Annotated in this window: 22 protein-coding genes and 1 tRNA gene; 11 read left to right on the forward strand and 12 right to left on the reverse strand. The window is 72.7% G+C overall.

Features of this window, described 5'->3' with window-relative positions; all coding sequences use genetic code 11:
- Positions 1-26: 26 nt before the first annotated feature.
- Genes ACFVVO_RS15700 through ACFVVO_RS15715 form a run of 4 tightly spaced genes read right to left on the reverse strand, consistent with a single transcriptional unit; the run spans position 27 to position 5,023 of the window.
- Positions 27-1,364: an AAA domain-containing protein gene (locus tag ACFVVO_RS15700; protein ID WP_390055193.1), complete on the reverse strand. Its 1,338-nt coding sequence runs from the start codon at positions 1,362-1,364 to the stop codon at positions 27-29.
- Positions 1,361-2,995 carry a hypothetical protein gene (locus ACFVVO_RS15705; protein WP_390055195.1) on the reverse strand — a complete coding sequence of 545 codons (1,635 nt, stop codon included), beginning with the start codon at positions 2,993-2,995 and terminating at the stop codon, positions 1,361-1,363. The genes ACFVVO_RS15700 and ACFVVO_RS15705 overlap by 4 nt, the downstream gene beginning before the upstream one ends.
- The gene (locus ACFVVO_RS15710) at positions 2,986-4,077 is read right to left on the reverse strand and encodes a hypothetical protein (protein WP_390055592.1); all 1,092 of its coding nucleotides are present in this window, start codon (positions 4,075-4,077) and stop codon (positions 2,986-2,988) included. Before ACFVVO_RS15710 ends, ACFVVO_RS15705 begins: the two co-directional genes overlap by 10 nt.
- Position 4,078: 1 nt before the next feature.
- Positions 4,079-5,023 carry a phosphatase PAP2 family protein gene (locus ACFVVO_RS15715; RefSeq protein ID WP_390055197.1) on the reverse strand — a complete coding sequence of 315 codons (945 nt, stop codon included), beginning with the start codon at positions 5,021-5,023 and terminating at the stop codon, positions 4,079-4,081.
- Between the two features lie 212 nt (positions 5,024-5,235).
- Between ACFVVO_RS15715 and ACFVVO_RS15720 the strand changes: the two genes are divergently transcribed.
- The gene (locus tag ACFVVO_RS15720) at positions 5,236-5,832 is read left to right on the forward strand and encodes a histidine phosphatase family protein (RefSeq protein WP_390055199.1); all 597 of its coding nucleotides are present in this window, start codon (positions 5,236-5,238) and stop codon (positions 5,830-5,832) included.
- Between the two features lie 206 nt (positions 5,833-6,038).
- Here ACFVVO_RS15720 and ACFVVO_RS15725 read toward each other — a convergent pair whose 3' ends face one another.
- Positions 6,039-7,481 (reverse strand): hypothetical protein, encoded by a 1,443-nt coding sequence (locus ACFVVO_RS15725; RefSeq protein WP_390055201.1) that lies wholly within the window; start codon positions 7,479-7,481, stop codon positions 6,039-6,041.
- A 266-nt stretch (positions 7,482-7,747) separates the two neighbouring features.
- On the opposite strand from ACFVVO_RS15725, the gene ACFVVO_RS15730 reads away from it, so the two are divergent.
- Together ACFVVO_RS15730 and ACFVVO_RS15735 are read left to right on the forward strand one after the other, a co-directional pair.
- Positions 7,748-8,158 carry a hypothetical protein gene (locus ACFVVO_RS15730; protein ID WP_390055203.1) on the forward strand — a complete coding sequence of 137 codons (411 nt, stop codon included), beginning with the start codon at positions 7,748-7,750 and terminating at the stop codon, positions 8,156-8,158.
- 34 nt (positions 8,159-8,192) lie between these two features.
- A complete protein-coding gene (locus tag ACFVVO_RS15735) occupies positions 8,193-9,062 on the forward strand; it encodes a spermidine synthase (protein WP_390055204.1) in 870 nt (289 codons plus the stop codon).
- Positions 9,063-9,081: 19 nt separating this feature from the next.
- On the opposite strand, the gene ACFVVO_RS15740 is transcribed toward ACFVVO_RS15735, so the two are convergent.
- Positions 9,082-9,600 carry a hypothetical protein gene (locus ACFVVO_RS15740; protein WP_390055206.1) on the reverse strand — a complete coding sequence of 173 codons (519 nt, stop codon included), beginning with the start codon at positions 9,598-9,600 and terminating at the stop codon, positions 9,082-9,084.
- Positions 9,601-9,699: 99 nt separating this feature from the next.
- Between ACFVVO_RS15740 and ACFVVO_RS15745 the strand changes: the two genes are divergently transcribed.
- The 3 genes from ACFVVO_RS15745 to ACFVVO_RS15755 all read left to right on the forward strand — a co-directional run bounded on the left by ACFVVO_RS15745 (position 9,700) and on the right by ACFVVO_RS15755 (position 13,410).
- Entirely contained in the window at positions 9,700-10,407 is a 708-nt protein-coding gene (locus tag ACFVVO_RS15745; protein ID WP_390055208.1) for a response regulator transcription factor, read from the forward strand.
- Positions 10,404-11,780 carry a sensor histidine kinase gene (locus tag ACFVVO_RS15750; protein ID WP_390055210.1) on the forward strand — a complete coding sequence of 459 codons (1,377 nt, stop codon included), beginning with the start codon at positions 10,404-10,406 and terminating at the stop codon, positions 11,778-11,780. The genes ACFVVO_RS15745 and ACFVVO_RS15750 overlap by 4 nt, the downstream gene beginning before the upstream one ends.
- Before the next feature lie 175 nt (positions 11,781-11,955).
- Positions 11,956-13,410, forward strand: a complete 1,455-nt coding sequence (locus ACFVVO_RS15755) for a cellulose binding domain-containing protein (protein ID WP_390055212.1) — start codon at positions 11,956-11,958, stop codon at positions 13,408-13,410.
- Between the two features lie 139 nt (positions 13,411-13,549).
- On the opposite strand, the gene ACFVVO_RS15760 is transcribed toward ACFVVO_RS15755, so the two are convergent.
- Both ACFVVO_RS15760 and ACFVVO_RS15765 read right to left on the reverse strand, forming a co-directional pair.
- Positions 13,550-14,983 carry a GH1 family beta-glucosidase gene (locus ACFVVO_RS15760; RefSeq protein ID WP_390055214.1) on the reverse strand — a complete coding sequence of 478 codons (1,434 nt, stop codon included), beginning with the start codon at positions 14,981-14,983 and terminating at the stop codon, positions 13,550-13,552.
- A 264-nt stretch (positions 14,984-15,247) separates the two neighbouring features.
- Positions 15,248-16,285 carry a LacI family DNA-binding transcriptional regulator gene (locus ACFVVO_RS15765; protein ID WP_390055216.1) on the reverse strand — a complete coding sequence of 346 codons (1,038 nt, stop codon included), beginning with the start codon at positions 16,283-16,285 and terminating at the stop codon, positions 15,248-15,250.
- Positions 16,286-16,780: 495 nt separating this feature from the next.
- Between ACFVVO_RS15765 and ACFVVO_RS15770 the strand changes: the two genes are divergently transcribed.
- The 5 genes from ACFVVO_RS15770 to ACFVVO_RS15790 all read left to right on the forward strand — a co-directional run bounded on the left by ACFVVO_RS15770 (position 16,781) and on the right by ACFVVO_RS15790 (position 23,272).
- Complete coding sequence (locus tag ACFVVO_RS15770; protein ID WP_390055218.1) at positions 16,781-18,106, forward strand: ABC transporter substrate-binding protein; 1,326 nt, start codon at positions 16,781-16,783, stop codon at positions 18,104-18,106.
- A 445-nt stretch (positions 18,107-18,551) separates the two neighbouring features.
- A complete protein-coding gene (locus ACFVVO_RS15775; RefSeq protein WP_390055220.1) occupies positions 18,552-19,550 on the forward strand; it encodes a carbohydrate ABC transporter permease in 999 nt (332 codons plus the stop codon).
- A gap of 14 nt (positions 19,551-19,564) precedes the next feature.
- Entirely contained in the window at positions 19,565-20,485 is a 921-nt protein-coding gene (locus ACFVVO_RS15780) for a carbohydrate ABC transporter permease (RefSeq protein ID WP_390055222.1), read from the forward strand.
- 62 nt (positions 20,486-20,547) lie between these two features.
- The gene (locus ACFVVO_RS15785; RefSeq protein WP_390055224.1) at positions 20,548-22,005 is read left to right on the forward strand and encodes a GH1 family beta-glucosidase; all 1,458 of its coding nucleotides are present in this window, start codon (positions 20,548-20,550) and stop codon (positions 22,003-22,005) included.
- 211 nt (positions 22,006-22,216) lie between these two features.
- A complete protein-coding gene (locus tag ACFVVO_RS15790) occupies positions 22,217-23,272 on the forward strand; it encodes a LacI family DNA-binding transcriptional regulator (RefSeq protein WP_390055226.1) in 1,056 nt (351 codons plus the stop codon).
- Positions 23,273-23,380: 108 nt separating this feature from the next.
- Here ACFVVO_RS15790 and ACFVVO_RS15795 read toward each other — a convergent pair.
- The 4 genes from ACFVVO_RS15795 to ACFVVO_RS15810 all read right to left on the reverse strand — a co-directional run bounded on the left by ACFVVO_RS15795 (position 23,381) and on the right by ACFVVO_RS15810 (position 26,161).
- Positions 23,381-23,453 (reverse strand) — tRNA-His (locus ACFVVO_RS15795).
- A 128-nt stretch (positions 23,454-23,581) separates the two neighbouring features.
- Positions 23,582-24,184: an oligoribonuclease gene (orn, locus tag ACFVVO_RS15800; protein WP_358937845.1), complete on the reverse strand. Its 603-nt coding sequence runs from the start codon at positions 24,182-24,184 to the stop codon at positions 23,582-23,584.
- Positions 24,185-24,313: 129 nt separating this feature from the next.
- Positions 24,314-25,525 (reverse strand): helix-turn-helix domain-containing protein, encoded by a 1,212-nt coding sequence (locus ACFVVO_RS15805; RefSeq protein WP_390055228.1) that lies wholly within the window; start codon positions 25,523-25,525, stop codon positions 24,314-24,316.
- Between the two features lie 378 nt (positions 25,526-25,903).
- Positions 25,904-26,161, reverse strand: a complete 258-nt coding sequence (locus ACFVVO_RS15810; RefSeq protein ID WP_390055230.1) for a hypothetical protein — start codon at positions 26,159-26,161, stop codon at positions 25,904-25,906.
- Between the last annotated feature and the right edge of the window lie 14 nt (positions 26,162-26,175).

The raw sequence follows: 26,175 nt of genomic DNA on the forward strand, positions 1-26,175 counted from the left end.
GTTGGGTGTGGTGGACCGAGGTGCGGTCACGGGCGCCACGGCACCCGGTGTTCGGCCAGGTGGGCCAGTACCGCGTGGTTCGCCTCCCACCCGTCGGGAAACTTCACCAGCGTGCCCAGCTGGACCGGTTCCGTGGACGGGTAGTCGTCCAGGAGGTCGCCGACGCCCGCGCGGCACACCACGACGCAGGCGTGGCGGTGGCGGGAGGCCAGCACGCACAGGCGGCCCGTCTCCAGGTGGAAGGCCGTGGCGTCGGGGCGGCCGGAGAGCGGGTGGAGGACGACGGTGACGTCGTACTCGCGGCCCTGGAGGCGGTTGGCCGTGTCGACCGTGACGTCCGGCACGCCGAGGTCGGCCAGGGCCGAGCGGACCGCCGCGGCCTGGTCGCGGTGGGCCGTGCCGACGGCGATGCGGTCGGCGGTCAGCGGGGTCGCGTCCGGTGAGCGTTCGGAGACGGCGGCGCCGCCCCGGTCCAGCAGGCGCCGTACGACCGCCGCCACCGCCCGTACCGCCTCCGGGTCCGTGCGCGGGGTGTGACGGGCGGGCAGTTCGAGCAGGCCCCAGCCGGACGCGGCCGCCTCGTTGATCACCCGGTCGGGACCGGAACCGTCGGAGGGGACCGCGAAGGTCAGCCGGCGGTCGCCGTGGCCCGTGCCGCTGCGGAACGGGGTGTACGGGTAGAAGGCGTCCGAGACCAGCGGGGCCGCCGACGCCGGCAGCCGCCAGGACACCGGCAGGCGGTGCTGCGGAAGCTCCGGGTTGTGGGCCAGCAGAGTGGTGACCGCCGAGGCCGACGGGTCGTACGACAGGCCCGCCCACTGCTCGCTGCCCACGATCGAGAACGGGTCGAGCTGCCCCGGGTCGCCGACGAACAGCGCCCGCTCGAAGAGGCCGGCGACGGCCAGCAGCGAGTCCGAGCGCATCTGGTACGCCTCGTCCACGATCGCGTGCCGCCACGGCTCGTCCACCTTGACGTGCGCCCACTTCGCGGCTGTGGAGACGACGACCGGGAGGCCGTTCAGATCGGCCGCCTTCGCCGACGTGCGGACCTGCGGCAGGTCGTCCAGCGCCTTGTCGTACGGGTCGGCGTCGCTGCTGTGCAGGCGGCCCACGGGCAGGTCCGGATCCTTCTCGGCGAGACGCAGCACCAGGTCGTCCACCTGGGCGTTGGTCTGCGCGACCACCATCAGCGGGCGCCCGGCGGCGGCGAGTTCGAGGGCCGCGCGCACCACCAGGGTGGACTTGCCGGCGCCCGGCGGGGAGTCGACGACCACGCCCCGCGCGGTGCCGTGCAGGGTGTCGTGGAGGATCGCCTCCGTGGCGCGTGTCGCCGCTGCTCCGGGGTCGAAGTCGACGGTCGTCACAGCACGTCCTCCACGGTCACGGTGTCGGGCGCCTCGGGGACCGTCTCGCCCGGCGGTCCGCCGTGCGTCCACGGGGTCTCCTCCGGGTCGGGCAGCTTCGCGCCGCCGCGCTGCTCGTGCTCGAAGAGCGTGAAGCAGACCGCGTCGCCCTTCTCCGGCACCGAGCCCGGCTCGGGCTTCTTGCCCCGGCCCATCTTGTCCACGATCCGCAGGACGAGCACACCGTCCTCCGGGGCGCCCTCGTACCCGACGAACTCCGCCGCCTGCGGCTTGCCGCCCAGCGAGCGGTACACCTTCGCGCGTTCCGCCAGATGCGGCCGGTCGTCCGTGCGGACCGTCACCAGCGGGCGCGGGCTGGGCCGCTTGCCCTCGCTGTACGCCATGACGGCGTCGGTGACCTCGCCCGCGAACGCCTCCCCGGCCAGCCGCCGCCCGGCCATAACCAGCGGATCGTCCAGCGCCTCCTGGGCCTCCAGCCGGGCCTGCTCGCGCTCGCGCGTGGCCAGCTTGTTCGCCGCGGTCACCGCGTCGTCCAGGCGCGGCTGCGGGGGCTCGCCGGCCAGGACCCGGTCGCGGTGGCCGGTGAACGACCAGCGGTCCCGCGTCCACCGCTCCTCGACGTGCGCGCCCTCCGGCAGCGCCCGCAGCAGGTCCAGGCCCTGCCATACGGAGTCCCAGGTGGGCCGGACGCGGCTCTCCACCAGATCGCGCACATGCTGTTCGGTCGCGGAGAGCGCGGCCAGCCGGTCGTCCGCCTGCACGGCGTCCTCGGCGGCGGCGAGGGCGGTACGGGCCCGGTCGTAGCGCTCGATGGCCGGGGCCAGCAGCTTGTTGTCGAACGCGGGATCGGTGGCCGGACCGGCCGGCGGGCACCGGAGCTGTCCCTCGTCGTCCCGGGCCAGCTCGGCCCACTGCGCGGCCTCCGCGCCGGTGCGTGCCCGCTGGGGGGCGCCCTGCTCGGGCGAAGCCGATGGCGGGGGAGGGTCGATCCAGGCGAGCAGGGCGCCCAGGTGCTGGTCCTCCAGGCTGGACTGGCCGGTCGCCCAGTGCCGGGACAGCACGTCGGTGAGCGCCAGCAGCAGGGAGGAGCCGGGGACCCGGGCCCGCTCCCCGTAGTGGGTCAGCCAGCGGCCGAGCAGGGGGACCCGGGGCGGCGCCGGGTGGGGCGCCTCCGGGTCCTGTTCGGCGGTACGGCGGAACCGCATGGAACGGCCCAGCAGCCGTACGAAGTCCAGGCCCGCCCGGCTGGGCACGATCAGCTGGGGCGCGTCGGCGCACAGCTCGACCTCGACCTTGACCCGCTTGCCGGTCTCCGGGTCGGTCTCCGTGCGCTCGGCCGCCTCGACGTCCCGCGCGTAGGAGTCGAGGTACGGCAGGACCACGTCGGCCAGTTCGGCGAGGAACGCGAAGCGCAGGTCGCGGTCGCGGGGCTGCGGCACGACCAGCAGCCGCGGCGCGTCCCGCTCCGTGCCGACCAGCGCGCCCAGCGGGGCACCGGCCTCACCGGCGGTGGTGAGCGGCACGAACACCAGGGGGCGGTCGGACAGCCTGCGGTGGCGGACGGTCGCCGCCGGCTGGGCGCGGCCGGTGCTGACGGCCTCGAGGCGGGCCAGGGTGGCGATCAGCGACACGGGGCCGCCACCTCCCGGCCGGCCGCCTGGGCGAGCGCCTCCGCGCGCAGGGCGGCCGCCCGGCGCAGGGCCGCGACCGCCGGGTCGTCCGGATCGCCGCTCTCGCCGCGAGCCGTTGAGAGGACGTCCTCCACCGTGGACAGACCGCCGAGTTCGGCCCGGAGCGGGCGGCCGAGGCTGGTCACGGCGCCGTCCGCGCGGGAGCGGCCACGGCAGTGGAAGGCCAGTTCGCAGGCGGACAGGCACTCGGGCGCGTACGCGGCCGGGACCGACTCGACGGCTGCCGTCAGCTCCTCGGCGGGCCGGTCGGGAGCGAAGCAGGTGCCCTCGGGCAGGGTGCCGGCGATGTCCTCGACGCGGGTGAGCCGGGCCAGCTGACGGGCGGTGACCGCGCGCTGCTTGCGCACGTCGACGGCGGAGGCGGTGGGCAGGTTGGAGAAGTCCCTGGGGCAGACCAGCAGCACCCGGTGCCGCACCCGCGGGGCCGGGTCGAGCCGGGCGGCGACGTCCTCCAGGGCCAGCACGTACACCGCCGACTGCCGGGCGGCGGCGCCGACCTTCGCCGGGTCGGCCGAGCCGTCCAGCATCGGGAAGGACTTGATCTCCACGACCGTCCAGCTCCCGTCCGGGTGCACCACCACCGCGTCCGGTTCCAGGAACGCGAGCGAGCCCGCCACGTCCAGCGCCAGCATCGGGTGGTCCAGCAGCGTCCAGCCGCCCGCGTCCACGGCCTCACGCAGCGCCAGCGCCGTACGGGCCGTACGCCCCTCGGGGCCGTGCGCGGAGAGGTCGGGAACCGAGGCCTTCGCGGGCGGCTCGGCGCCCGGGTCGAGCCGCGAGTGGACCAGCCGCAGCAGTTCCGCGCCGCCGTCGGCCTTCACCTTCGCCTCGAACGCGTTGCCCCGGGTCAGCGCGAACTGCGACTGCCCGAACCCGGACGGCGCGCCCAGCCTGTCCGCCAGCGCCGCCTTGTCCACCCCGGCGCCGTCCAGGATCGCCCGCCTGCGGCACCCCGGGTTCGCGGCCAGCGCCGCGAGGGCGCGCGCGTCCAGGGCCTTGGCCGGTACGTCGGGACCGCGCAGCTCAGCGAGCCGCTGCCGGAGCCCCTTCTCCCGCCTCGCTGGGGGAGGCGTCCGGTTCGGCCGCGGAAGCGAGCTGCGACTCGCGTTGCCGTGGAATTCGCTCACCCGCGGAAGTCTGGCATCCGCCACTGACAATCGGGGAACCGGCGGCCGTGGCGGCCCTCGGTGCCCGGGCGCCGAGGCGGGCCCGGAGCAGGTCGGTGGCCCGCATCAACCGCGGCGCCAGCAGCAGGCCCACGCCCATCACGGCCACGCCCGCGAGCGCGTCGAGGAAGTAGTGGTTGGCGGTGCCCATGACCACGAGCGCGGTCAGCAGCGGATAGGCGACGGCGAGGACCTTGGCGAGGCGCGTGCCGCCGTACCGCCACAGCATGACCCCGCACCACAGGGCCCAGCCGACATGCAGACTGGGCATCGCCGCGTACTGGTTGGTCATGCCGCCCATGCCGCGCGGCGCACTGGCCTCGCCGCCCCACCAGCCGTACGAGCTGTAGTGGGCCATCGTGTCGACGAAGCCGTAGCCCGGGGAGAGCAGCCGGGGCGGGCAGGTGGGCAGCAGGGTGAAGCCGATGAGGCCGATGAACGTGGACGCCATCAGCCAGGTCCGGGCCGCCCGGTAGTGCTCGGTACGGGCCCGGAACAGCCAGACGAGGATGGCCGGCGTGACGACGTAGTGCAGTGAGGCGTACCAGAAGTCCGCCGGTATGCCGAGCCACGGCTCGCTCGTGAACAGCCGGTTGAGCGGGTGCTCGGCGTTCAGGTACAGGGCCTTCTCGAGGCGCAGGAGCGCCAGGCCGTGATCGACGGCGGAGGAGACGTCGCCCCGGGCGAGCAGGCGGCCGGCCGAGTAGCAGCCGTAGACCAGCAGGATCAGGGGCAGCTCGGTCCACCACCGCAGCCGGGCCCGCTGGGTCACCTCGGTGCCCGGTGTGTCGGTCTGCGGCATCCGATCGCCCTCCCCCTTCTGCTGCGGCGCGCCACGGCGGCGACCGTGCCACTTTACGGTGTCCACATCCCGGCCATGCGGGCGCTTCAGCCCTCAAAGACGCCGTCATCGCCCGCCGGGTTGCCCGTGTTCGGGCTGAGCGATGATGGGAGTACCGCGTCTTCTGTTCGAGATGACCAAGATCTGTTCAACATGTCCCCGAAAGGTCTCCCATGGCACCGCGCATCCTGCTGGCCCGGCACGGACAGACGGAGTGGTCGCTGTCCGGCAAGCACACCGGCAGGACCGACGTACCCCTCCTCGAGGAGGGGCGGCGCGGGGCCAAGCTGCTCGGCGAGCGGCTGCACCGCGCTCCGCTGGACGGGCTGCCGGCCGCCGAGGTGCGGACCAGCCCGCTGGTACGCGCGCGTGAGACGTGTGAACTGGCCGGGTTCGGTGAGCGCGCGGCCGCCTGGGACACGCTCATGGAATGGGACTACGGCGCCTACGAGGGCATGACCCCCGCCGAGATCCAGGCCGGCCGGCCCGGGTGGCTGATCTGGCGGGACGGGGTGCCCGAGGGGGAGAGCCTCGCGGAGGTCACCGCGCGCGCGGACGAGGTGGTGGCGTGGGCGCGGTCGGCGGACCGGGATGTGCTGGTGTTCGCGCACGGGCACATTCTGCGGTCCATCGGGGCGCGGTGGTTGGGGCTGCCGCTGGCCTTCGCGGGGCGGATACGGCTCAATCCGACCTCGCTGTCCGTGCTGGGGTGGGCTTACGGGGAGCCGGCCATCGAGAGCTGGAACGACTCGGGGCATCTGGCGGGGTGACCGGACGCCCGGTGCTGCTGCCGGGCATGGGCGTTTCGCTTGCCCGCGCTTGCGGGGTGCCTCCCCCGCTCTCGGCTTCGCTCGAGCGGGGGGTCCCCATCGCCCACCCGTGCCGCCCTGGAGGGCCCGGGCCCTTGAGTCACTGGGAAAGGCACGCATGCCCGTGGCTGGGGCGGCTCGGCCGCCGTCGGCTGCGGGCAGTGGGCCTACCCCCGGCCCGCTCGGGGGGTTGAGGCGTGGCGGTCCAGGAAGTCGGAGACGCCTGAGGCGCGGCGGTGCGGGAGCAGGACCCGGGCCGTGCCCGCCAGCATGGTCTGGATGCGGGAGGACTGGACCTGGGTGAGCAGGTCCAGGACGCGCAGGCCGGCCGCCGCCGCCTCGTCGGGGCGGCCCTCACGGGCCAGGTCGTCGGCCAGTTCGGCGGTGTAGAGGGCGATGTTGCGGGTGAAGTGGGGGTTCTGGAGGTGGGCCGCCCGGCGGGCGTGCCGGGACGCGCGCCGCCAGTCGCCCAGCGTCGACCAGCACTGCGCCTCCAGGCCCTCCAGCTCGGCCTCTCCGTAGAAGCTCATCCACTCGGGGTCGGCGTCCGAGTGGCCCCGCTCGAAGAGGGCCTGCGCCCGGGCCAGTGCCTGTTCGCAGCCCGTGCGGTCGGCGAGTCCCGCCCAGCCGCCCGCCTCGCGCAGCGCGAGCAGGGACATCAGCCGGGGCGAGCCCAGGGGAGCGGCGGCGCGTCGCGCGGCCTGCGCGGCGCGTACCGCCTCCCGGGGACGGCCGGCGTCGCGGGCCAGGAACGCGGTGTTGCAGAAGGCGTGCGCCTCCAGGGCCGGGTCACCGGTCATCCGGGCGGTGGCCAGCGCTTCGGCGTAGTGCGAGCGGGCGTCGTCGAAGCGGCCGGAGTCATGGGCCAGCCAGCCCACTGAGATGGCCAGTTCACCGGCGCCCGAGTGCAGTCGCTCGGCGGTCGTCTGCCGGGTCGCGCCGGCGTCCAGAAGCGCGTACGCGGCGCGCAGCGGTGCGGCCGCGCGCTGGTACAGGCCGTCCGCGCCGTGCCGGTCGTCGAGCAGCCGGATGCGGCGGACGGCCTCCTCGAGGGCGGCCGCCTCGGGGGTGCCGACGCGGCGCGGCGGACGGACCGCCGCCGTGGCTTCGATGGTGAGCCCCAGCGGGCCCAGCGTGGCGGCGGCCACCGTGGCGCCTCCGCCGGTCATGAATGCGCGACGCAGCACGTCGCTCTCCTCGTGGTTCAGGGGGTCGTTCTCGTGCGGGTCGTACGGGTCCTGCGTGTCATACGGCTCGTGGGCCCCTCGCGTCTCAGTGGTACCGAACGCCGGGGGTGCCCCGGAGGCCGTACGCGCCGCGCGCCCGCGGACGGACGAGCGCGGCGCGAAGCCGAGGTCGGTGAGCGTGCGGTCGGGGAACATGTGCAGGAACACCCGTTCGTACGCGTAGTTCGGGCAGCGGATCTCACCCGCCTCCACCCTGCCGACGTAGCGCGCGTCACAGCTCACCCGCTCGCCGATCTCGCGCGCGGCCCGCCGCACCAGCGCCGCGAACTCGGCCGGTGAGTGCCGGCCGCGCAGCTGCCGGAAGGCGAGGTTCGGCCGTGCGGGCCGTTCGGGCTGTGACGAGGTCTCCGTTGACGACGCCATGGCCGGGTCCTCTCGTGCGAACCGTCGAACCATGCCGGATCCAACGTGGATTCGGGCTGAGTTGTCCGTGTGACACCCTGGTTCCGGCGAGCAAGAACGTACCCGCTGTGTCGGACCCACCACGCAGTGTTTAGCTACAAAACGGATATCTCATCCACGATCTGCCATGAACTGCCATCCTTTGCGGCGCACTTGTGCCGTAGCCGTTGACGCCCTCGCGCGTTTGACTCCACGGACCGCAAACGTGCAGCGTGGTGGAGGCCGGCATGGAGACCAGCCAGAGCAACGATCCCTGTACACCGGGCGCGCCACCGTCCGCGACGGAGGCTGACGCGACCTGCGACCTCGTGACGGTGCCGACCCGGCAGGGGCTGGAGGCCGTCGACATCCTGAGGCGCGGCGCGCCGGCGACGGTGGGTCCCGTCCTGCACGACGACGGCTGCGACACCCTCGGCTTCCTGGTCCCCGCCGGCACCGCCGCCTGCTGGGACGTGCCGGGCAGCACCTGCACGGAGACCGAGGGGCGCGGACTCAGACTCAACCCCGAGCCACCGGTGGAGGGCTCGGACTGGCTGCTGCCGCCCGGCGAGGCCGACCTCGCGACCGACCCCGCGGTGCTGCGCCGGGCCCTCGGGGAGGCGGCCCGGATGATCGAGGCGGCCGACAACTGCCGGTGACGCACCCGCCCGGGGCGCCTGCGAAAATGGACCGATGGGCAGGTCCAGGAACAACCGGCGCAGGCCGGCCGACGCGCAGGCCGTCACGGAAACCGTCGACGGCGGGCTCGCGCAGCTCGTACCCGACCCCGACCGCCCCCGCGCCCGTACGCTGCTGATCGACGGGGCACCCCAGTCGCACGTGGACCTGGACGACCCCGCGTACCTCTCCTTCGAGTACCAGCGCCGGATCGGTCATGTCATCGACCTCGCCGCGCCACCCGGCCGGCCGGTGCAGGCCGTGCATCTGGGCGGTGGCGCCCTCACGCTCGCCCGCTACGTCGCCGCCACCCGGCCGCGCTCCACTCAGCAGGTCGTCGAGCGGGACGCGGCCCTCGTCCAACTGGTACGGCGAGAGCTGCCGTTGGATCCGAACGCGCGGATACGGGTGCGGTCGACGGACGCCCGCGAGGGCCTGGCCAAGGTCCCGGACGGCTGGGCCGACCTGATCATCGCCGATGTCTTCAGCGGCGCCCGGACCCCCGCCCACCTCACCTCCACCGAGTTCCTGGACGAGGTCCGCCGGGCCCTGAAGCCCTCCGGCGTCTACGCCGCCAACCTCGCCGACGGCCCGCCGCTCGCCCACCTGCGCGGCCAGATAGCCACCGCCGCCGCCCGCTTCCCGGAACTCGCGCTGATCGCCGACCCGGCCGTACTGCGCGGCAAGCGCTTCGGCAACGCCATCCTGGCCGCCTCAGCGCTGCCGCTGCCGCTCGCCGAACTCACCCGCCGCGCCGCCTCCGACCCGCACCCCGCCCGGGTCGAACACGGCAAGCCGCTCACCGACTTCACCGGCGGCGCCGTCCCCGTCACGGACGAGGCGGCGGTGGCCTCCCCGGCCCCGCCGCCCTCGGCCTTCCACTGACCGCTTTCCTCACGGGCCGTCAGTACGTGCCCACTTCGACGCGCGGCGGGCCGTCGTGCCAGGTGCAGAACACCGACACCCGGTCGGCGTCCCGGCTGAACTCCACCCGGATCCAGCTCTCCGTCTTCCACACCTGCATCGACCAGCCGGTGCCCGGGGTCGCCGAGACGAGCGTCGCGTCGGCCGTGCCCAGGTCGAAGACCGCCCGGCCGCCGTCGGTGTCGTAGGCCTTGACCCGGCCGGGTGCGGTGGGGCCGGCGGAGGCGGTCGGGGAGGGACCGGTGGTGCGGGACGGGGTCCGGGAGGGCGTACGGCCCGGCGGCTCGGCCGACGGGCTCCTCGGCCGGGGCGGCCGGGCGGTCGGCGAACCCACCGGCTTCGAGCGCTGCGTGGTGGTGTCGGCCGCCGTGATCGGCAGGGCACGCGGCGGGTCGTACGCCGTGCCGGCCATGACCGTGTGCACACCCCACCACGACAGCGTGACCGCCGCGCCCGTGGCGAGCAGCCAGGCCAGTACGTGTACGAGTCCTCTGCGCATCGCGGGCCATACTGCCCCAGGGACACCGGGATGCGCACTCGCCCCGGGTTATCCACAGGTGGGGCACCGGCGTTGGCCGCATGGCGTACGGTGCGGCGCATGGCAAGTGTGCTCGTGGTCGAGGACGACCAGTTCGTACGCTCGGCGCTCATCCGGCACCTGACCGACGCCTCACACACCGTGCGCAGCGTCGGTACGGCACTGGAGGCGCTGCGCGAGGTCGCCCATCTCCGTTTCGACGTGGTCATCCTGGACCTCGGACTGCCCGACCTGGACGGCTCCGAGGCCCTGAAAATGCTGCGCGGCATCACGGACGTGCCCGTCATCATCGCGACCGCGCGCGACGACGAGGCGGAGATCGTCCGGCTGCTCAACGCGGGAGCGGACGACTACCTGACCAAGCCGTTCTCGGTCGAGCACCTGTCGGCCCGCATGGCGGCCGTGCTGCGCCGGGCCCGGGTCACCGGCGGGGAGGCACCGCCCTCCAGCGTCCTGCGGGTCGGCGGCCTCACCGTCGATCCGCTGCGCCGCCAGGCCGAACTGGACGGCGCCCGGCTCGACCTGACCCGTCGCGAGTTCGACCTGCTCGCCTTCCTCGCCGGCCGCCCCGGTGTCGTCGTGGCTCGCAGGGAACTCCTCGCCGAGGTCTGGCAGCAGTCCTACGGCGACGACCAGACGATCGACGTCCATCTGTCCTGGCTGCGCCGCAAGCTGGGGGAGACCGCGGCCCGGCCGCGCTATCTGCACACCCTCCGGGGTGTCGGCGTGAAGCTGGAGCCGCCCGGGGGAGGGGAGCCGGCGCGATGAGATGGGCTCTGGTCAAGGTGTGCCTCGCGGTCACCACCATGGTCGTGGTCGCCTTCGCCGTACCGCTCGGGCTGGTCGTGAAGGAGATGGCCCGCGACCGGGCGTTCTCCAACGCCGAGCGGGAGGCCGCCGCGGTCGCCCCCGCGCTGTCCATCACCACCGACCGGGACAAGCTGGAACGGGTGGTGGCCTCCGCCGGCGCCGACTCCGGGATGGCCGTGCATCTGCCCGCCGACGGCGGCGGGAGAGCGCTCGACCTCGGCCGGCAGCGCGCCGCCGGCAAGGACATCGCGGCCGTACGGAAACTGGGCCGCGCCTCCACCACCTCCGTCTCCGGCGGCTCCGCGCTGCTGCAGCCGGTCGCGCTCGGCTCCGGCGCGATCGCGGTCGTCGAGGTGTACGTGCCCGAGTCCGAGATGAGCAACGGCGTCGGTACGGCCTGGGCGGTGCTCGCGGCGGTCGGCCTCGCGCTGATCATCGGCTCGGTCGCGGTCGCCGACCGGCTCGGGGTGCGCATGGTGCGGCCCGCGCAACGGCTGGTCGAGAGCGCGCACGAGCTGGGCGAGGGCAAGCTGGGGGCCCGGGTGCCGGAGGAGGGGCCGAGCGAACTGCGGCTCGCGGCGGTCGCGTTCAACTCCATGGCCGACCAGGTCGTACAACTGCTGGCCAACGAGCGCGAGCTGGCGGCCGACCTGTCGCACCGGCTGCGCACCCCGCTGACCGTGCTCCGGCTGAACGCGGCCTCCCTCGGCGCCGGGCCCGCCGCCGAGCAGACCCGGGCGGCCGTCGCCCAGCTGGAGGGAGAGGTCGACACCATCATCCGCACCGCCCGGCAGGCCAAGCCGCAGACGGTGGCCGCCGGTCCGGGCGCCGGCTGCGACGCGGCCGAAGTGGTGCGCGAGCGCATGGAGTTCTGGTCCGCGCTCGCCGAGGACGAGGGCCGCAAATGGCGGGTGGCCGGGGTCGAGCGGCCGGTGCGCATACCCGTGGCCCGCCCCGATCTGGCCGCCGCCCTCGACGCGCTGCTCGGCAACGTCTTCCGGCACACCACCGAGGGCACCGCCTTCGCGGTCGACGTGCACAACGCGGAGGACGCGGTGATCGTGCTGATCTCCGACGCGGGCCCCGGAATACCCGACCCCGACGCGGCGATGGCCCGCGGCCGCGGCTCGGGCAGCGCGGGCTCGACCGGGCTCGGCCTGGACATCGTGCGCCGCCTCGCCGAGTCCACCGGCGGTGACGTGCGCATCGGCTCCTCGGTGCTGGGCGGGACCGAGGTGCGGATCTGGTTCCAGCTGGACGCACGGAAGCCGGCCGGCCGGGGGCACCGGGGGAGCGTGCGCGGACGCCGGCGGCCGGCGGGCGCCCGCTGACGCTCCGTTCGCACCGGACCACGGATTGGTCTCGACCTTTAACCGTCCCCGATCCCTTCCTTAAGCGCACCCTAAGGACTGCGGCGACCGTCCCCATAGGCCCGTTTGCCCGTTTCCGGCTCGCTAGCGTGCTGCCTCACCCCACCCCCCGTGAACAGCGAAGGCAGGCACGCGCATGAGCACGCACCGGCGCAGGATCAGTGGCAGGAACAAGGCGATCGGCTCCGTGGTGGCCGCGGCCGTGATCGGTGGCGGCGCCCTCCTGCTCACCGGCACGGCGAACGCGGCCGGGGTCAACGCCGCGTACACGAAGACGAGCGACTGGTCGACGGGCTACACCGCGCAGTACGTCGTCACCAACAACAGCGGCCAGACGGAGAAGACCTGGACGCTGGAGTTCGACCTGCCCGCGGGCGCGAAGCTCGGCTCCCTGTGGAACGGCGAGTCCAGCGTCAGCGGTCAGCACGTCACCGTGAAGCCCGCGAAGTGGGACACCGACGGCCTGGCCGTGGGCAAGTCGGTCACCGTCGGCTTCGTGGTCAACGGCAAGGGCGACCCGACGGGGTGCCGTGTCGACGACGCGCGGTGTTCCGCGGACGACGGCGCCACCCCCGAGCCGAGCGGCCGCCCGACCCAGACCCAGACCCCGGCCCCCAGCGCGACGCCGAGCCAAAGCGCCACCCCCACCCGGAGCGCGACCCCGACCCCCTCGCGGAGCACCGGCACCGGCACCACCGCCTCGGCCGGCTTCGCCCCCTACGTGGACACCTCCCTCTACCCGGCCTTCGACCTCCTCGCCGCGGCCGACGCGACCGGAGTGAAGAACTTCAACCTCGCCTTCGTCACCGACGGCGGCGGCTGCACCCCCAAGTGGGGCGGCGTCACCGACCTCACCGGCGACGCGGTGGCCGCGCAGATAGGCTCCCTGCGTGCCAAGGGCGGCGACGTCCGGGTCTCCTTCGGCGGCGCCTCCGGCTCGGAGCTGGCCACCACCTGCTCCTCGGCGGACGCGCTGGCGGCGGCGTACGGCAAGGCCGTGGACGCTTTCAAGCTGACCAAGGTCGACTTCGACGTCGAGGGCGGCGCGCTGCCCAACACGGCGGCCAACACCCGCCGGGCCCAGGCCATCGCCAAGCTCCAGGCCCAGCACCCGAATCTGGACGTCTCCTTCACCCTGCCGGTGATGCCCGAGGGCCTGACCCAGGACGGCGTGAACCTCCTGTCCAACGCCAAGTCCAACGGCGTCGAGATCAACACCGTCAACATCATGGCGATGGACTACGGCCCCGCGTACAGCGGTGACATGGGTACCTACGCCGAGCAGGCCGCCACCGCCACCCAGGCCCAGGTCAAGAGCGTGCTGGGGCTGTCCGACTCGGCGGCCTGGAAGACGGTCGCGGTCACCCCGATGATCGGTGTCAACGACGTCTCCTCCGAGGTCTTCAAGGTCGACGACGCCACTCAGCTCGTGAACTTCGCCAAGTCCAAGGGCCTCGGCTGGCTCTCCATGTGGTCCGCGGCCCGCGACAAGCAGTGCGACGGTGGCACCAAGCCCACCGCGGACGCCACCTGCAGCTCCATCACGCAGGACAAGTCCGCCTTCGCCAAGGCCTTCGGCGCCTTCAACTGAGCCGGCCACAGCGGCCACAGCGGCCGCACGGCCACATGGGCACGGCGGCATGACGAGGACGCGGCACCCCCTATCCGGGTGCCGCGCCCCCGCCGTCTCCAGGACCACCGGACGGTGCCTCGGACCACCGGACGGTCTCTCAGACCCCCGGCTCCACCGCCGTCGGCAGCGTGCCCGTCCGGGCCACCTCGCCGTACCAGCGGGCGCTCGACTTCGGGGTGCGCTCCAGCGTCGAGTAGTCCACGTACACCGCGCCGAACCGCTTGTCGTAGCCGTACGCCCACTCGAAGTTGTCCAGCAGGGACCACAGGTAGTAGCCGCGGACGTCGGCGCCGTCGGCGATGGCCCGGCGGACCTCCGCCAGGTGGCCGTGCAGATAGGCGACGCGCTCGGGGTCGTGCACCCGGCCGTCGGCGTCGGGCTTGTCGTCGTAGGCCGCGCCGTTCTCTGTGATGTACAGCGGCAGGCCCGGCGCCTCGCGGGAGTAGCGCATGATCAGCTCGTGCAGCCCGGTCGGGTCCACGGTCCAGCCCATCTCGGTCCGCTCGCCCGGGGTCTGGTGGAACAGCACGTCGTCGGCGGCCGGCCAGGGGGTGTGCTCAGCGGCGCCGTGACCGTCCGCCCGCGGGCCCGTGGCCTTGCCGTCCGCCGCCGAGACCAGGGTCGGGGTGTAGTAGTTCAGGCCCAGCGCGTCCAGCGGCGACCTGATCGTGCGGACATCCCCGTCGAGCACGAACGACCAGTCGGTGACCGAGGCGGTCTCGGTGAACAGGGTCTCCGGGTAGGCGCCGTGCAGGACCGGGCCGTGGAAGACGCCGTTGGCCAGGTTGTCGATCCGGCGGGCCGCCGCCAGATCGGCCGGGCTCTGAGAAAGGGGCCGCACCACCGAGGAGTTGAGGCTGAGCGCGATCTGGTTGCGGGCCGGCATCACCGAGCGCAGGGCCGCCGCGCCCAGGCCGTGCGCCAGATTGAGGTGATGGGCCGCGCGCAGGGCGGCCGCCGGGTCGGTGCGCCCGGGGGCGTGCACGCCCGAGCCGTAGCCCAGGAAGGCGCTGCACCACGGTTCGTTGAGGGTGATCCACTGTTCCACCCGGTCGCCGAGCGCCTCGCCGACCAGCCGCGCGTACTCGGCGAACCGGTGGGCGGTGTCCCGCTCCGGCCAGCCGCCCGCGTCCTCCAGTTCCTGGGGCAGGTCCCAGTGGTAGAGGGTGATCGCCGGCTTGATGCCGTGCGCCAGCAGTTCGTCCACCAGACGGCGGTAGAAGTCCAGGCCCACCTGGACCGCCGGGCCCCGGCCGGTCGGCTGTACCCGGGACCAGGAGACGGAGAAGCGGTAGGCGGTCAGGCCCAGCTCCGCCATCAGTGCCACGTCATCGCGGAAGCGGTGGTAGTGGTCGACAGCGATGTCACCGGTCTCACCGCCCGCCGTCCTGCCGGGGGTGTGGCTGAAGGTGTCCCAGATCGAAGGAGTTCGGCCGCCCTCCCGCACGGCACCCTCGATCTGGTACGCGGACGTCGCGGCGCCCCAGAGGAAGGCGGGAGGGAAGGTCGCGGCTGGCAAGGGCTCTGTCATGGAAGGACTCCCCGGATCGGCTGCGCCCCATTGTGCATGGGAGCGCTCCCATGTGAAAGCCCCCACCCTCCCCGGTACGTGTTTTCACAGCTTGCGGGCGGCCGGGCTCACGGCTCGCGGTCGGCCTGTTCCAGAGCTTGCGCACGGTTCCGGTTCACAGCTCGCGACCGGTTCCGGTCCACCGCCCACGACCGGTTCCGGTTCACGGCTCGCGCACGATTGCGGTCAACGGCTCGCGGCAGGACCGCGCGGCGCCGACGACGCTCAGGCCGATTCCCGCACGACCAGCCGGGTCGGCAGGACGACCTCGCGCCGGCCGGCCCGTCCCGCGATCTCGTCCAGCAGCAGGTCCGCCATGGCGCGCCCCATCTCCTCCATCGGCTGGCGGACGCTGGTCAGCGGAGGGTCGATGTGCCGCGCCACGATCGAGTCGTCGAAGCCGACGACGGCCACGTCGTCCGGGATCCTCCGGCCCGCGGCGCGCAGTTCGAGCACCGCTCCGGAGGCCATCACGTCGGAGGCCGCGAACACCGCGTCGAGCCCGGGGCGCCGCCGCAGCAGCTCGCGCATCGCCGCGCGCCCGCCCTCCTCGGTGAAGTCGCCCGGCTCGATCAGTTCCTCGTCCACCGCGACTCCCGCGGTCCGCAGCGCCTCGCGGTAGCCGTCGAGCCGGGTCCGGGCGACGTCCATGTCCAGGGGCCCGGTGATGGTGGCGACGGTGCGCCGCCCCCTGTCGAGCAGGTGCTGGACCGCGCTCCGGGCGCCGCCGCCGTTGTCCGCGCGGACATGGCCGAGCGGTTCCGGATCGCCCCGCCGCCCGGCAAGCACGGTGGGCACGGACAGCTCGTCGAGCAGATCCGGGAGGGTGTCGTCGCGGTGGACCGCCACCATCAGTACGCCGTCCACCCGTTGGGCGGTCAGGTACGAGGCCAGGCGCCGGTGTTTCCTCCCGTCGCGCGCGAGCACCAGCAGCAACTGCATGCCGGCATGGGTGAGCCGGGCGGAGGCGCCCCGGATGATGCCCGAGAAGTACGGCTCCGCGAACAGCCGGCTCTCGGCCTCCGGGACGACCAGGGCCACGGCGTCGGTACGGCGCGTGGCCAGGGAGCGCGCGGCGCGGTTGGGGACGTAGCCGAGTTCGGCGATCGCCTTCTCCACCGCGGCCCGGGACCGGTCGCTCACCTTGGGGGAGCCGTTGATCACCCGGGACACCGTGCCACGGCCGACACCGGCCCGAGCGGCCACGGCGTTCAGCGTCGGGCGCCGGACGCCGAGTGCTTCGGGCGGCTGGGCGTGGCTCATCGTTCACCTTCCGGTGTGCGGCAAGGGGTCGCCTCATTGTGTCCCAGCGCGTTCCGCGGCCGGCCGCCCCGTCCGGGCCGTCCGCCGGACCGGCACGAAGAACATCCCTGTGACCAGCGTAGATCCATCGGGCGGCGGGCGGATGTCCAGAGCGGGGCAGGGGATTTCGTGACACGTTCACGTGACGTCTGGGACACGCTCAGGCAACAACGCTGTTTTCAAGTCTTGACACCCGACCCCCGTAGCAAGGAGTCTTCCGGCATGCCGCGTGGGAGCGGTCCCACGGGAGGTTCCGGGGCTCGACTCGCGCGGATCAAAGCACTGATGGCCTTTCCCTCTACCTCGCATGACACACCGTTGACCAGCGCCTTTGCACCGCACGTCGCGTGCTGTGAGCCGGCCGCTGCTCGAAATCGAGAGGGCAGGTCCGGACCGTCGCCCCTTGGCGGTCTGCTTCCTGGGGTCCCGTTTCCCACCGGAACAAGGAGTAGTGGAATGCGCATCACCGGTACCGACGGCGGAGGCGGTCGCCGTCGCAGAGCGGCGGCCCTCGCCACCACGGTCCTGACGGCATCGGCCCTGCTGCTGACGGGCTGCAGCAGTGACGACGACTCGGACGCCTCCGGGTCCGACGGCTCGATCACGCTCACCGTGGCCGACTTCGGGCAGTTCGGCTACAAGGAGGCCGATCTGTTCGCCAAGTACCACAAGCTCCACCCGAACATCACGGTGAAGGAAGAGGTCACCGCCAACGAGCAGGACTACTACCCCAAGCTCCTTCAGCAGCTGAACACGGGCAGTGGTCTGGGGGACGTCACCGGTATCGAGGTCGGCCGGATCAAGGAGGTCGTCGACACCCAGGCGGACAAGTTCGCCGACCTGAGCAAGTCGATCGACGTGAAGGACTGGGTCTCCTGGAAGGAGAAGCAGGCCACCACGAAGGACGGCAAGGTCGTGGGCGCCGGCACCGACATCGGCCCGATGTCGCTGTGCTACCGCCGCGACCTGTTCGAGAAGGCGGGCCTGCCCACCGACCGCGAGGACGTGGCCAAGGCGATAACGGGCGGCTGGGAGGACTACCTGAAGCTCGGTGAGCAGTACAAGAAGAAGGCGCCGTCCGGCACCTACTTCATGGACTCCGCGAGCGCCATGTTCAACGCGGTCGTCAGCTCCTCGGACAAGCAGTACTACGGCACCGACGGCAAGCCGGTCTACAAGGACAGCGCCGCCGTGCAGCAGGGCTGGGACCTCTCCGCCGAGGCCGCGTCCAAGAAGCTGTCCCATGGTCTGCCGCAGTTCACCGACGCCTGGACGGCGGCGCTGCGCAAGGGCAGCGTGGCCACGGTGGCGTGCCCGGCCTGGATGGCCGGCCAGATCTCCACCAACTCCGGTGACGCCTACAAGGGCAAGTGGGACATCTCCCGCGCACCCGGTTCCACGGCGGCCAACTGGGGCGGCTCCTTCCTGGCGGTCCCGCAGGGCGGCAAGCACGTCAAGGAGGCCACCGAGCTGGTCAAGTGGCTGACGGCGCCCGAGCAGCAGGCCGCCGTGTTCAAGGCGATCGGCGTCTTCCCGTCCAACCAGCGCGCCTACGAGCTGGCCGACGTGAAGAGCGCGAAGCTCCCGTACTTCAACGACGCCCCGATCGGCCAGATCTACGCGGATGAGGCCAAGTCCATCCCCGAGGCGGTGCTCGGCCCGAAGGACGCCGTGATCAAGGACACGATCTCGACGCAGATCAACAACATGGAGCAGCGGGGCACCAAGCCCGCCGACGCATGGAAGGCCGCGACCGAGACGATCGACAAGGCGATCGGCTGACGCGCGCCGGGGCGGGCCGGTCCCTCGGACCGCCCGCCCCGCGCCCGCGCGTCCGGCCGGTCCGGCCGGGTCCCGCCGCGCCGGTGCCGTGACCGCGAGGGCCCACCGGTCCACGGGCGGCGGCGCGGCACGGCCGGCGCGACGGCACCCGGCGTCCGGCGGCGGATCCGGTGCCCGGCACCGGTGGCGGATCCGGGCACCGGCCCGGGCACCGCACCGTCGCGGCACCGGCCCGGAAACCGCGCCCGGCAGCCGCGCCCGGAAGCCGCGCCCGGCGGATCGGGTCCGGCGGATCGGATCCGGGACGCCGGGCTCTGGATGCCTGGCCGGGCGGCTCGGTACCGTACCGGCCGCCGAGGCGCGCGGGACGGGGGCCGGCGCGCGGTCCGGTGGACGCTGCGCCCGCCCCGTATCCGGCCGAAACCCTGCAGATAAGGACTCCTCCGTGGCAACAACAACCCCCACCCGGGGCGCGTACAGCCCGCCGCCCGGCGGTTCCGGCGCCGTGTCGAACGGACCCGGCCCCCGCGCGTGGCGCAGCCGGCTGTGGCGCTTCGACGACCTGGCGTCGCCCTACGCCTACATCGCGCCCTTCTTCCTCATCTTCGGAGCCTTCGGGCTCTATCCGCTCCTCTACACCGGCTGGATCGCCCTGCACCGGGTGGAGATGACCAGCCTCGGCCAGTCCGAGTGGGTCGGCTGGGATAACTTCGCCAGGATCCTCCAGGACTCGGAGTTCTGGACCGCCGTCGCCAACACCTTCGTCATCGGCGTCATATCGACCGTTCCCCAGCTCCTCGTGGCGCTTGGCCTGGCCCATCTGCTCAACTACAAGCTGCGGGCCAGCACGTTCTGGCGGACGCTCATCCTCACCCCGTACGCCACCTCGGTGGCGACCGCGGCGCTGGTCTTCGCCCTGGTCTTCCGGGCGGACGGCGGCATCCTCAACTGGGTGCTGCACTTCGCCGGTATCGGCAACATCGACTGGGGCAACGGCGAGTGGACGTCCAAGATCGCCATCTCGGTCATCGTGATCTGGCGCTGGACCGGCTACAACGCCCTGATCTACCTGGCGGCCATGCAGGCCGTGCCGACCGACCTGTACGAGGCCGCCTCGATCGACGGCGCGTCGCGATGGCAGCAGTTCCGCAAGGTGACGATCCCCTCGCTGCGGCCGACGATCCTGTTCACCATCGTCATCTCGACCATCGGCTCCATGCAGCTGTTCGGCGAGCCGCTGCTGCTGCAGGGCGGCACGCTCGGGTCCATCGGCGGCAGTGAGCACCAGTACGAAACCCTCAGCATCTACCTCTTCAACTACGGCTGGAAGCTGGGGCACCTGGGTCCGGCCGCCGCCGTGGCCTGGGCGATGCTCGTCCTGCTGCTGCTGATCGCCCTGATCAACTGGATCGTCGGCCGGTTCGTGCGCAAGAGCGCGGCCTGACGGGAGCGACTTCGATGACCACGACCAGTCCCATCAAGACCGCGGCCGACCTCACCCCGGCCCGCCCGTCCGCCCCCGGCAGCGGTGGCCGCGCCCGCCTCAGGCTCGGCGCCGGCCAGCAGCTCAAGGGCGGCCCCTTCACCTACGTGGCCCTCGTCATCGTCGGCCTGGGATCGATCTTCCCGCTGTACTGGACCCTGGTGGCCGCCTCGCACGACCAGCAGCGGGTCCTGGACAGCCCGCCGCCGCTGCTGCCGGGCGGCAGGCTGTGGAGCAACCTCCAGGCCGCCTGGGAGCAGGCCAACCTGGGCAAGGCCATCGTCAACAGCGTCATCGTGGCCGGCTGCATCACCGCGGCGACCCTGTTCTTCTGCACGCTGGCCGGCTACGCCTTCGCCAAGATGCGCTTCCGCGGCCGCGGCTTCCTGATGACCGCGGTCATCGCCACGCTGACCATCCCGCCGCAGCTCAGCGTCGTCCCGCTGTTCATGATGATGTCGGACATCGGGTGGGGCGGGAAGCTGGAGTCGGTGATCTTCCCGACCCTGGTCGGCGCCTTCGGCGTCTTCTTCATGCGCCAGTACCTGCTGGAGTCCCTGCCCTACGAGCTGATCGAGGCGGCCAAGGTGGACGGCGCGACCAACTTCCGCATCGTGTGGAGCGTGGTCCTGCCCGTGGCCCGGCCCGCCATGATGGTGCTCGGGATGCTCACCTTCGTGCAGGCGTGGAACGACTTCTTCTGGCCCTTCCTCGCCCTGAACCAGCAGAACCCCACCATCCAGGTGGCGCTCGGCCAGCTCAGCGCCTCCTACACCCCCGACCAGAGCATCGTCATGGCCGGTGCGCTCATCAGCACACTTCCGCTGCTGCTGGTCTTCGTGATCTTCGGCAAGCAGATCGTCGGGGGCATCATGTCGGGCGCCGTCAAGGGCTGACGGCACAGCCGTCCGGGCAGCAGACCGACCTTTCCACACGCCACTTTGGGAGCGCTCTCACCATGACCGCTGTACGACCCGAGCCGACGACCCGGCCGGCCGCGGACCTCTCCTTCCCGCCCGGTTTCGTCTGGGGCGCGGCCACCGCCGCCTACCAGGTCGAGGGCGCGGCCGCCGAGGACGGACGCACGCCCTCCATCTGGGACACCTTCAGCCACACGCCCGGCAGGGTGCGCAACGGCGACACCGGCGACATCGCCGCGGACCACTACCACCGGTACCGCGGCGACGTGGCGCTGATGAAGGACCTCGGCCTCCAGGCGTACCGGTTCTCCGTCTCCTGGTCCCGGGTGCAGCCCACCGGGCGGGGGCCCGCCGTCGAACGCGGCCTGGACTTCTACCGCCGTCTCGCCGACGAACTGCTCGAGGCCGGCATCACCCCCGTCGCCACCCTCTACCACTGGGACCTGCCCCAGGAGCTCGAGGACGCGGGCGGCTGGCCGCAGCGGGACACCGCGCAGCGCTTCGCCGAGTACGCCGAGACGGTGGGCCGGGCCCTCGGGGACCGCGTCGGGGTGTGGACCACGCTCAACGAACCGTGGTGCTCGGCCTTCCTCGGCTACGGCTCCGGCGTGCACGCGCCCGGCCGCACCGACCCGGCCGCCACCCTGCGCGCCGCCCACCACCTCAATCTGGCGCACGGCCGGGCGGTCGGGGCGCTGCGCTCGGTCCTGCCCAGCTCCGCGCAACTGTCCATCACCCTCAACCTGCACCAGGTGCGCCCGCTCACGGACGCCCCCGGTGACGCGGAGGCGGCCCGCCGCATCGACGCGGTCGGCAACCGGATCTTCACCGGCCCGATCCTCGACGGCGCCTACCCGGAGGACCTGCTCGCGGACACCGCCCGCATCGTCGACTGGGACGAGCTGGTGCGCGGCGACGACCTCGCCGAGATCTCCCGCCCGATCGACGTGCTCGGCGTCAACTACTACTCGCCGACCGTGGTCTCGATGCCCGCCGACGGCGCCGGCGCCACCAAGAACGACGGTCACGGTGCCAGCGACCACTCGCCGTGGACCGGCTCCGAGGACGTCTCCTTCCACCTCGCCAACGACGAGCTGACGGCGATGAACTGGGCCATCGACGCGGACGGCCTGCACACCCTGCTGGCCGGCATGGCGGCGGCGCATCCCGGACTGCCGCTGATGGTCACCGAGAACGGCGCCGCCTTCGACGACTACGTCTCGCCCGAGGGGAAGGTGAACGACCCGCAGCGGATCGCCTATCTCCACGGCCACCTGGACGCGGTCCGGCGCGCCATCGCCGACGGCGTCGACGTCCGGGGCTACTTCCTGTGGTCGCTGCTGGACAACTTCGAGTGGTCCTACGGCTACTCGAAGCGGTTCGGCGCCGTCTACGTCGACTACGGCACCCAGCGCCGTATCCCCAAGGCCAGCGCCCACTGGTACACCGACGTGATCCGCCGCAACGCGCTGCCGGACGCCGACCCGCGGATGTGACGTCCGCCCGCGGCCCGGCCGGGGGAGCCGCCGCGACGGCGGTGGCACCCCCCGGCGCCGTGCGCCGGGCCGCCCGCCGAGGGCCCGGCTCCGCCGGCGCCTTCGGGCGCGGGATGATGAGAGCGGGTGCTGTGGGATCTCGGTTACATTCCTGGCCGGACGGTAGCGGACAATCCCCCGGCCGGTCGGTTGTGAGCGGGAGGCGGAGACCATGCCAGTCAACGGAGAGCGGAGCCGGAGCAGTCGGCGGCCGACGCTGGAAGAGGTCGCCGCACGTGCCGGTGTCGGCAGAGGCACGGTCTCGCGGGTGATCAACGGCTCGCCCCGGGTGAGCGAGGCGACCCGCGCCGCCGTGGAGGCGGCCGTCGCGGAACTCGGCTACGTGCCCAACACCGCGGCGCGGGCCCTCGCGGCCAACCGCACCGACGCCATCGCGCTGGTGGTGCCGGAGCCGGAGACCCGCTTCTTCTCGGAGCCCTACTTCTCCGACATGCTGCGCGGTGTCGGCGCCGAACTCTCCGACAGCGAGATGCAGTTGCTGCTCATCTTCGCGGGCAGCGACCGGGAGCGGCAGCGGCTCGCGCAGTACCTGGCCGCCCATCGCGTCGACGGCGTCCTGCTGGTCTCGGTGCACGCCGACGACCCCCTGCCGGACATGCTGTCCCAGCTGGAGATCCCCGCGGTGATCAGCGGCCCCCGCTCCGCCGCCGAGACGCTGACCTCGGTGGACTCGGACAACTACGGGGGTGCCCGGTCCGCGGTGGAGCACCTGATGTCCCGGGGCCGTCGTCGGATCGCCCACATCACCGGCCGCCTCGACGTCTACGGCGCCCAGCGCCGTGTCGACGGCTACCGCGACGCCCTGCGCGACGCGGGCCTGCCCGTGGACGAGCAGCTGATCGAACCCGGTGACTTCACCGACGAGGGCGGCCGCCGGGCCATGACGACCCTGCTCGAGCGCCACCCGGACCTGGACGCGGTCTTCGCGGGCTCCGACGTCATGGCTGCGGGCGCCCGGCAGGTGCTGCGCGAGGCGGGCCTCGGCGTCCCCGGCGACGTGGCCCTGGTCGGCTACGACGACTCGGCCATCGCGCGGCACATGGACCCGCCGCTGACCAGCGTCCGCCAGCCGATCGAGGAGATGGGCCGCGCCATGATCGACCTGCTCCTCACCGAGATCGCCGACCGCCGCCCGACCACCACCCGCGACCCGCAACGCCGCCACGCGGTACTGCCCACGGAACTGGTGGGCCGGGCGTCGTCGTGACGGTCCTCTCGGGCGGGTGACGCCTGTCGCCCGCCACCGGGAGGCGGGCGACAAAACGAATCAGCCGGTGACCTCGTCTCTCGACGGAGTCACCGGCTGATTACTCAGGGTGAGTGACGGGACTTGAACCCGCGGCATCCTGGACCACAACCAGGTGCTCTACCAGCTGAGCTACACCCACCATGACCGGAAGTTCGAGGAGTGCTCTCCCCGACCGGCCGAGAAGAAGTCTACAGGGTCCGAAGGGGTGCTCGCGCACGGGTTTTCGCGCGGGTCCCGAACGGACCCCGGGGCGCTGGTCCCGGGGTCCTACCGCGCGGGCAGGACGTGCTTGGCGGCGATCGCCCTGGCGGTGTCGGAGTCCGGGCCCGGCTGCGGGACGAAGACGGCCTCGCGGTAGTAGCGCAGCTCGGCGATCGACTCGCGGATGTCGGCGAGGGCGCGGTGGTTGCCGTTCTTCTCCGGGCTGTTGAAGTAGGCCCGGGGATACCAGCGGCGGGCCAGCTCCTTGATCGAGGAGACGTCGACGATGCGGTAGTGGAGGTAGTCCTCCAGGGTCGGCATGTCGCGCAGCAGGAAACCGCGGTCGGTGCCGACGGAGTTGCCGCACAGCGGGGCCTTGCCGGGCTCCTTGACGTGCTCGCGGACGTAGGCGAGGACCTGCGCCTCGGCGTCGGCCAGCGTGGTGCCGCCGGCCAGCTCCTCAAGCAGCCCGGACGCGGTGTGCATCTCGCGCACCACCTCCGGCATCGTCTCCAGTGCCGAGTCCGGCGGGCGGATGACGATGTCCACCCCTTCGCCGAGCACGTTCAGCTCGGAATCGGTGACGAGGGCGGCCACCTCGATGAGCGCGTCGTCGGACAGCGAGAGGCCGGTCATCTCGCAGTCGATCCACACCATGCGATCGTTCATGTGTCTCACCTTACGGCGCGCCGCCCCGGGCCGGACCGGGCGTGCGGCGACCTTGTCGGTGTGCGCACAGAAGGGCGACAGCGGAAGAGGGACGGAGCCGTGCTCCGCCCCTCCCTTCCCGCTCTTCGCTCAGCTCCCGCTGCGCGGCCCCGGCAGCAGGCTCACCGCGCCGGCCGCCTGCCGGCGGCTCTGCATCGGCACCGCGCTCTCGCGGTCCGGATGCAGCACCGGTGGCGCGTGACCGACCGGCCCGTGGCCGGTCAGGCCGGGCCCGCCGGGTCCGGGCTGCACCGGGATCTCCGCCTCACCCAGCCGCTCGCCCTGCGGCCGGCGGGCCCGGTAGGCCGCGCGGTAGGCCGCCGGGGACGAGCCGAGCTGGCGGCGGAAGTGCCCGCGCAGCGCGACCGGGGAGCGGAAGCCGCAACGGCCCGCCACCTCGTCCACGGAGTAGTCCGACGTCTCCAGCAGCCGCTGTGCCTGCAGCACCCGTTGGGTGATCAGCCACTGCAGCGGCGCGCTGCCGGTCAGCGAGCGGAACCTGCGGTCGAACGTACGGCGGCTCATGTATGCGCGTGCCGCCAGGGTCTCCACGTCGAACTGCTCGTGGAGGTGTTCCAGCGCCCAGGCGACGACCTCGGCGAGCGGGTCGGCGCCGATCTCCTCCGGTAAAGACCTGTCGAGGTAGCGCTCCTGGCCGCCCGACCGGCGCGGCGGGACCACCAGGCGCCGGGCGAGCGCGCCGGCCGCCTCGTTGCCGTGGTCCGTCCGCACGATGTGGAGACAGAGATCGATCCCGGCCGCCGTACCCGCCGACGTCAGGACGTCGCCGTCGTCGACGAACAGCTCTCTCGGATCCACGTGCACCGACGGATAGCGCTTGGCCAGCGTCGGCGCGTACATCCAGTGGGTGGTGGCCGGTCGGCCGTCCAGCAGGCCGGCCGCCGCGAGGACGAACGCGCCCGTGCACAGCCCGACGATGCGGGCGCCCTCCTCGTGGGCCCGGCGCAGTGCGTCGAGCGCATCCTCCGGTGGCGGCGAGGTGATCGAACGCCAGGCCGGTACGACGACCGTCCCGGCGCGTGAGATCGCCTCGAGCCCATGTGGCGCGGTGAGTTCCAGGCCCCCTGTGGTCCGCAGTGGGCCCTCCTCGCCGGCGGACACCAGTAGTCGGTACCGGGGTACTCCGGCGTCCTGGCGATCGATGCCGAACACCGAAAGAGGTATGGAACTCTCGAAGATGGGGCCGCCGCTGAACAGCAGCACCGCGACGATCTCCTTGCGGCGGCGCCCGGACAGTTTCCGGGCCGCGGCTTCCGGCGCGGCAGTGGAGTCGTGGCTCATCCTGCTAAGCCCCCCTCGGTGGTCGCGGCTCCTCGGTTGTGTCGCTCCTGCACGTTTCCCCTCGGTCCTGCACGAGTCCCCCGCCGTAAGACAGTCAAGATCGAATCTACTGGCTACCGCGGTCTGACGGTGGCCAGTTCGACACGCCGGACATTGTCGACATGACAACTTGGCGTGAAGCATTCGATCACGAAGCGTTGCACTCGTGGGGCGAGTAGGGAAGTGCGCCTTGTCGCAGTGGCCAAACCGCGTAGGGTGCGGAGGCCGGCCCGGACCCTTTCCGTGCAGGTGGAACGGGGGTTGGGGGGTGGTCGGGACCCCTCCTGGGCGGCATCCGGAAGTTGGCCGAAAAGAAGCGCTCGAGGGTACGGAAACCGGTCAGTCGACCGGTGTCTCTCCTCTGGTGTGGCGTCCGCCTCTTTGCGCGGCGCAACGTTCGGACCGCCGCAACAGCACCCGGCAGGCGGCCGTGACGGCGGCGAGTCCGAAGGCGGTGCCGGCCGCGCCGGCGAGCGAGGTGCCGTACCAGACGAGGACCACGGGAACGAGGACGCAGCAGAAGGCCGCCCAGCGGATCACGTCGCTCGTGGTGTCCGGGGCGGGACGCGGGTCGGTGGTGGATCTCGGTCCGGGCAACTCGTACTCCCTGT

Source organism: Streptomyces sp. NPDC058145, assembly GCF_042884245.1.
Classification (GTDB): domain Bacteria; phylum Actinomycetota; class Actinomycetes; order Streptomycetales; family Streptomycetaceae; genus Streptomyces.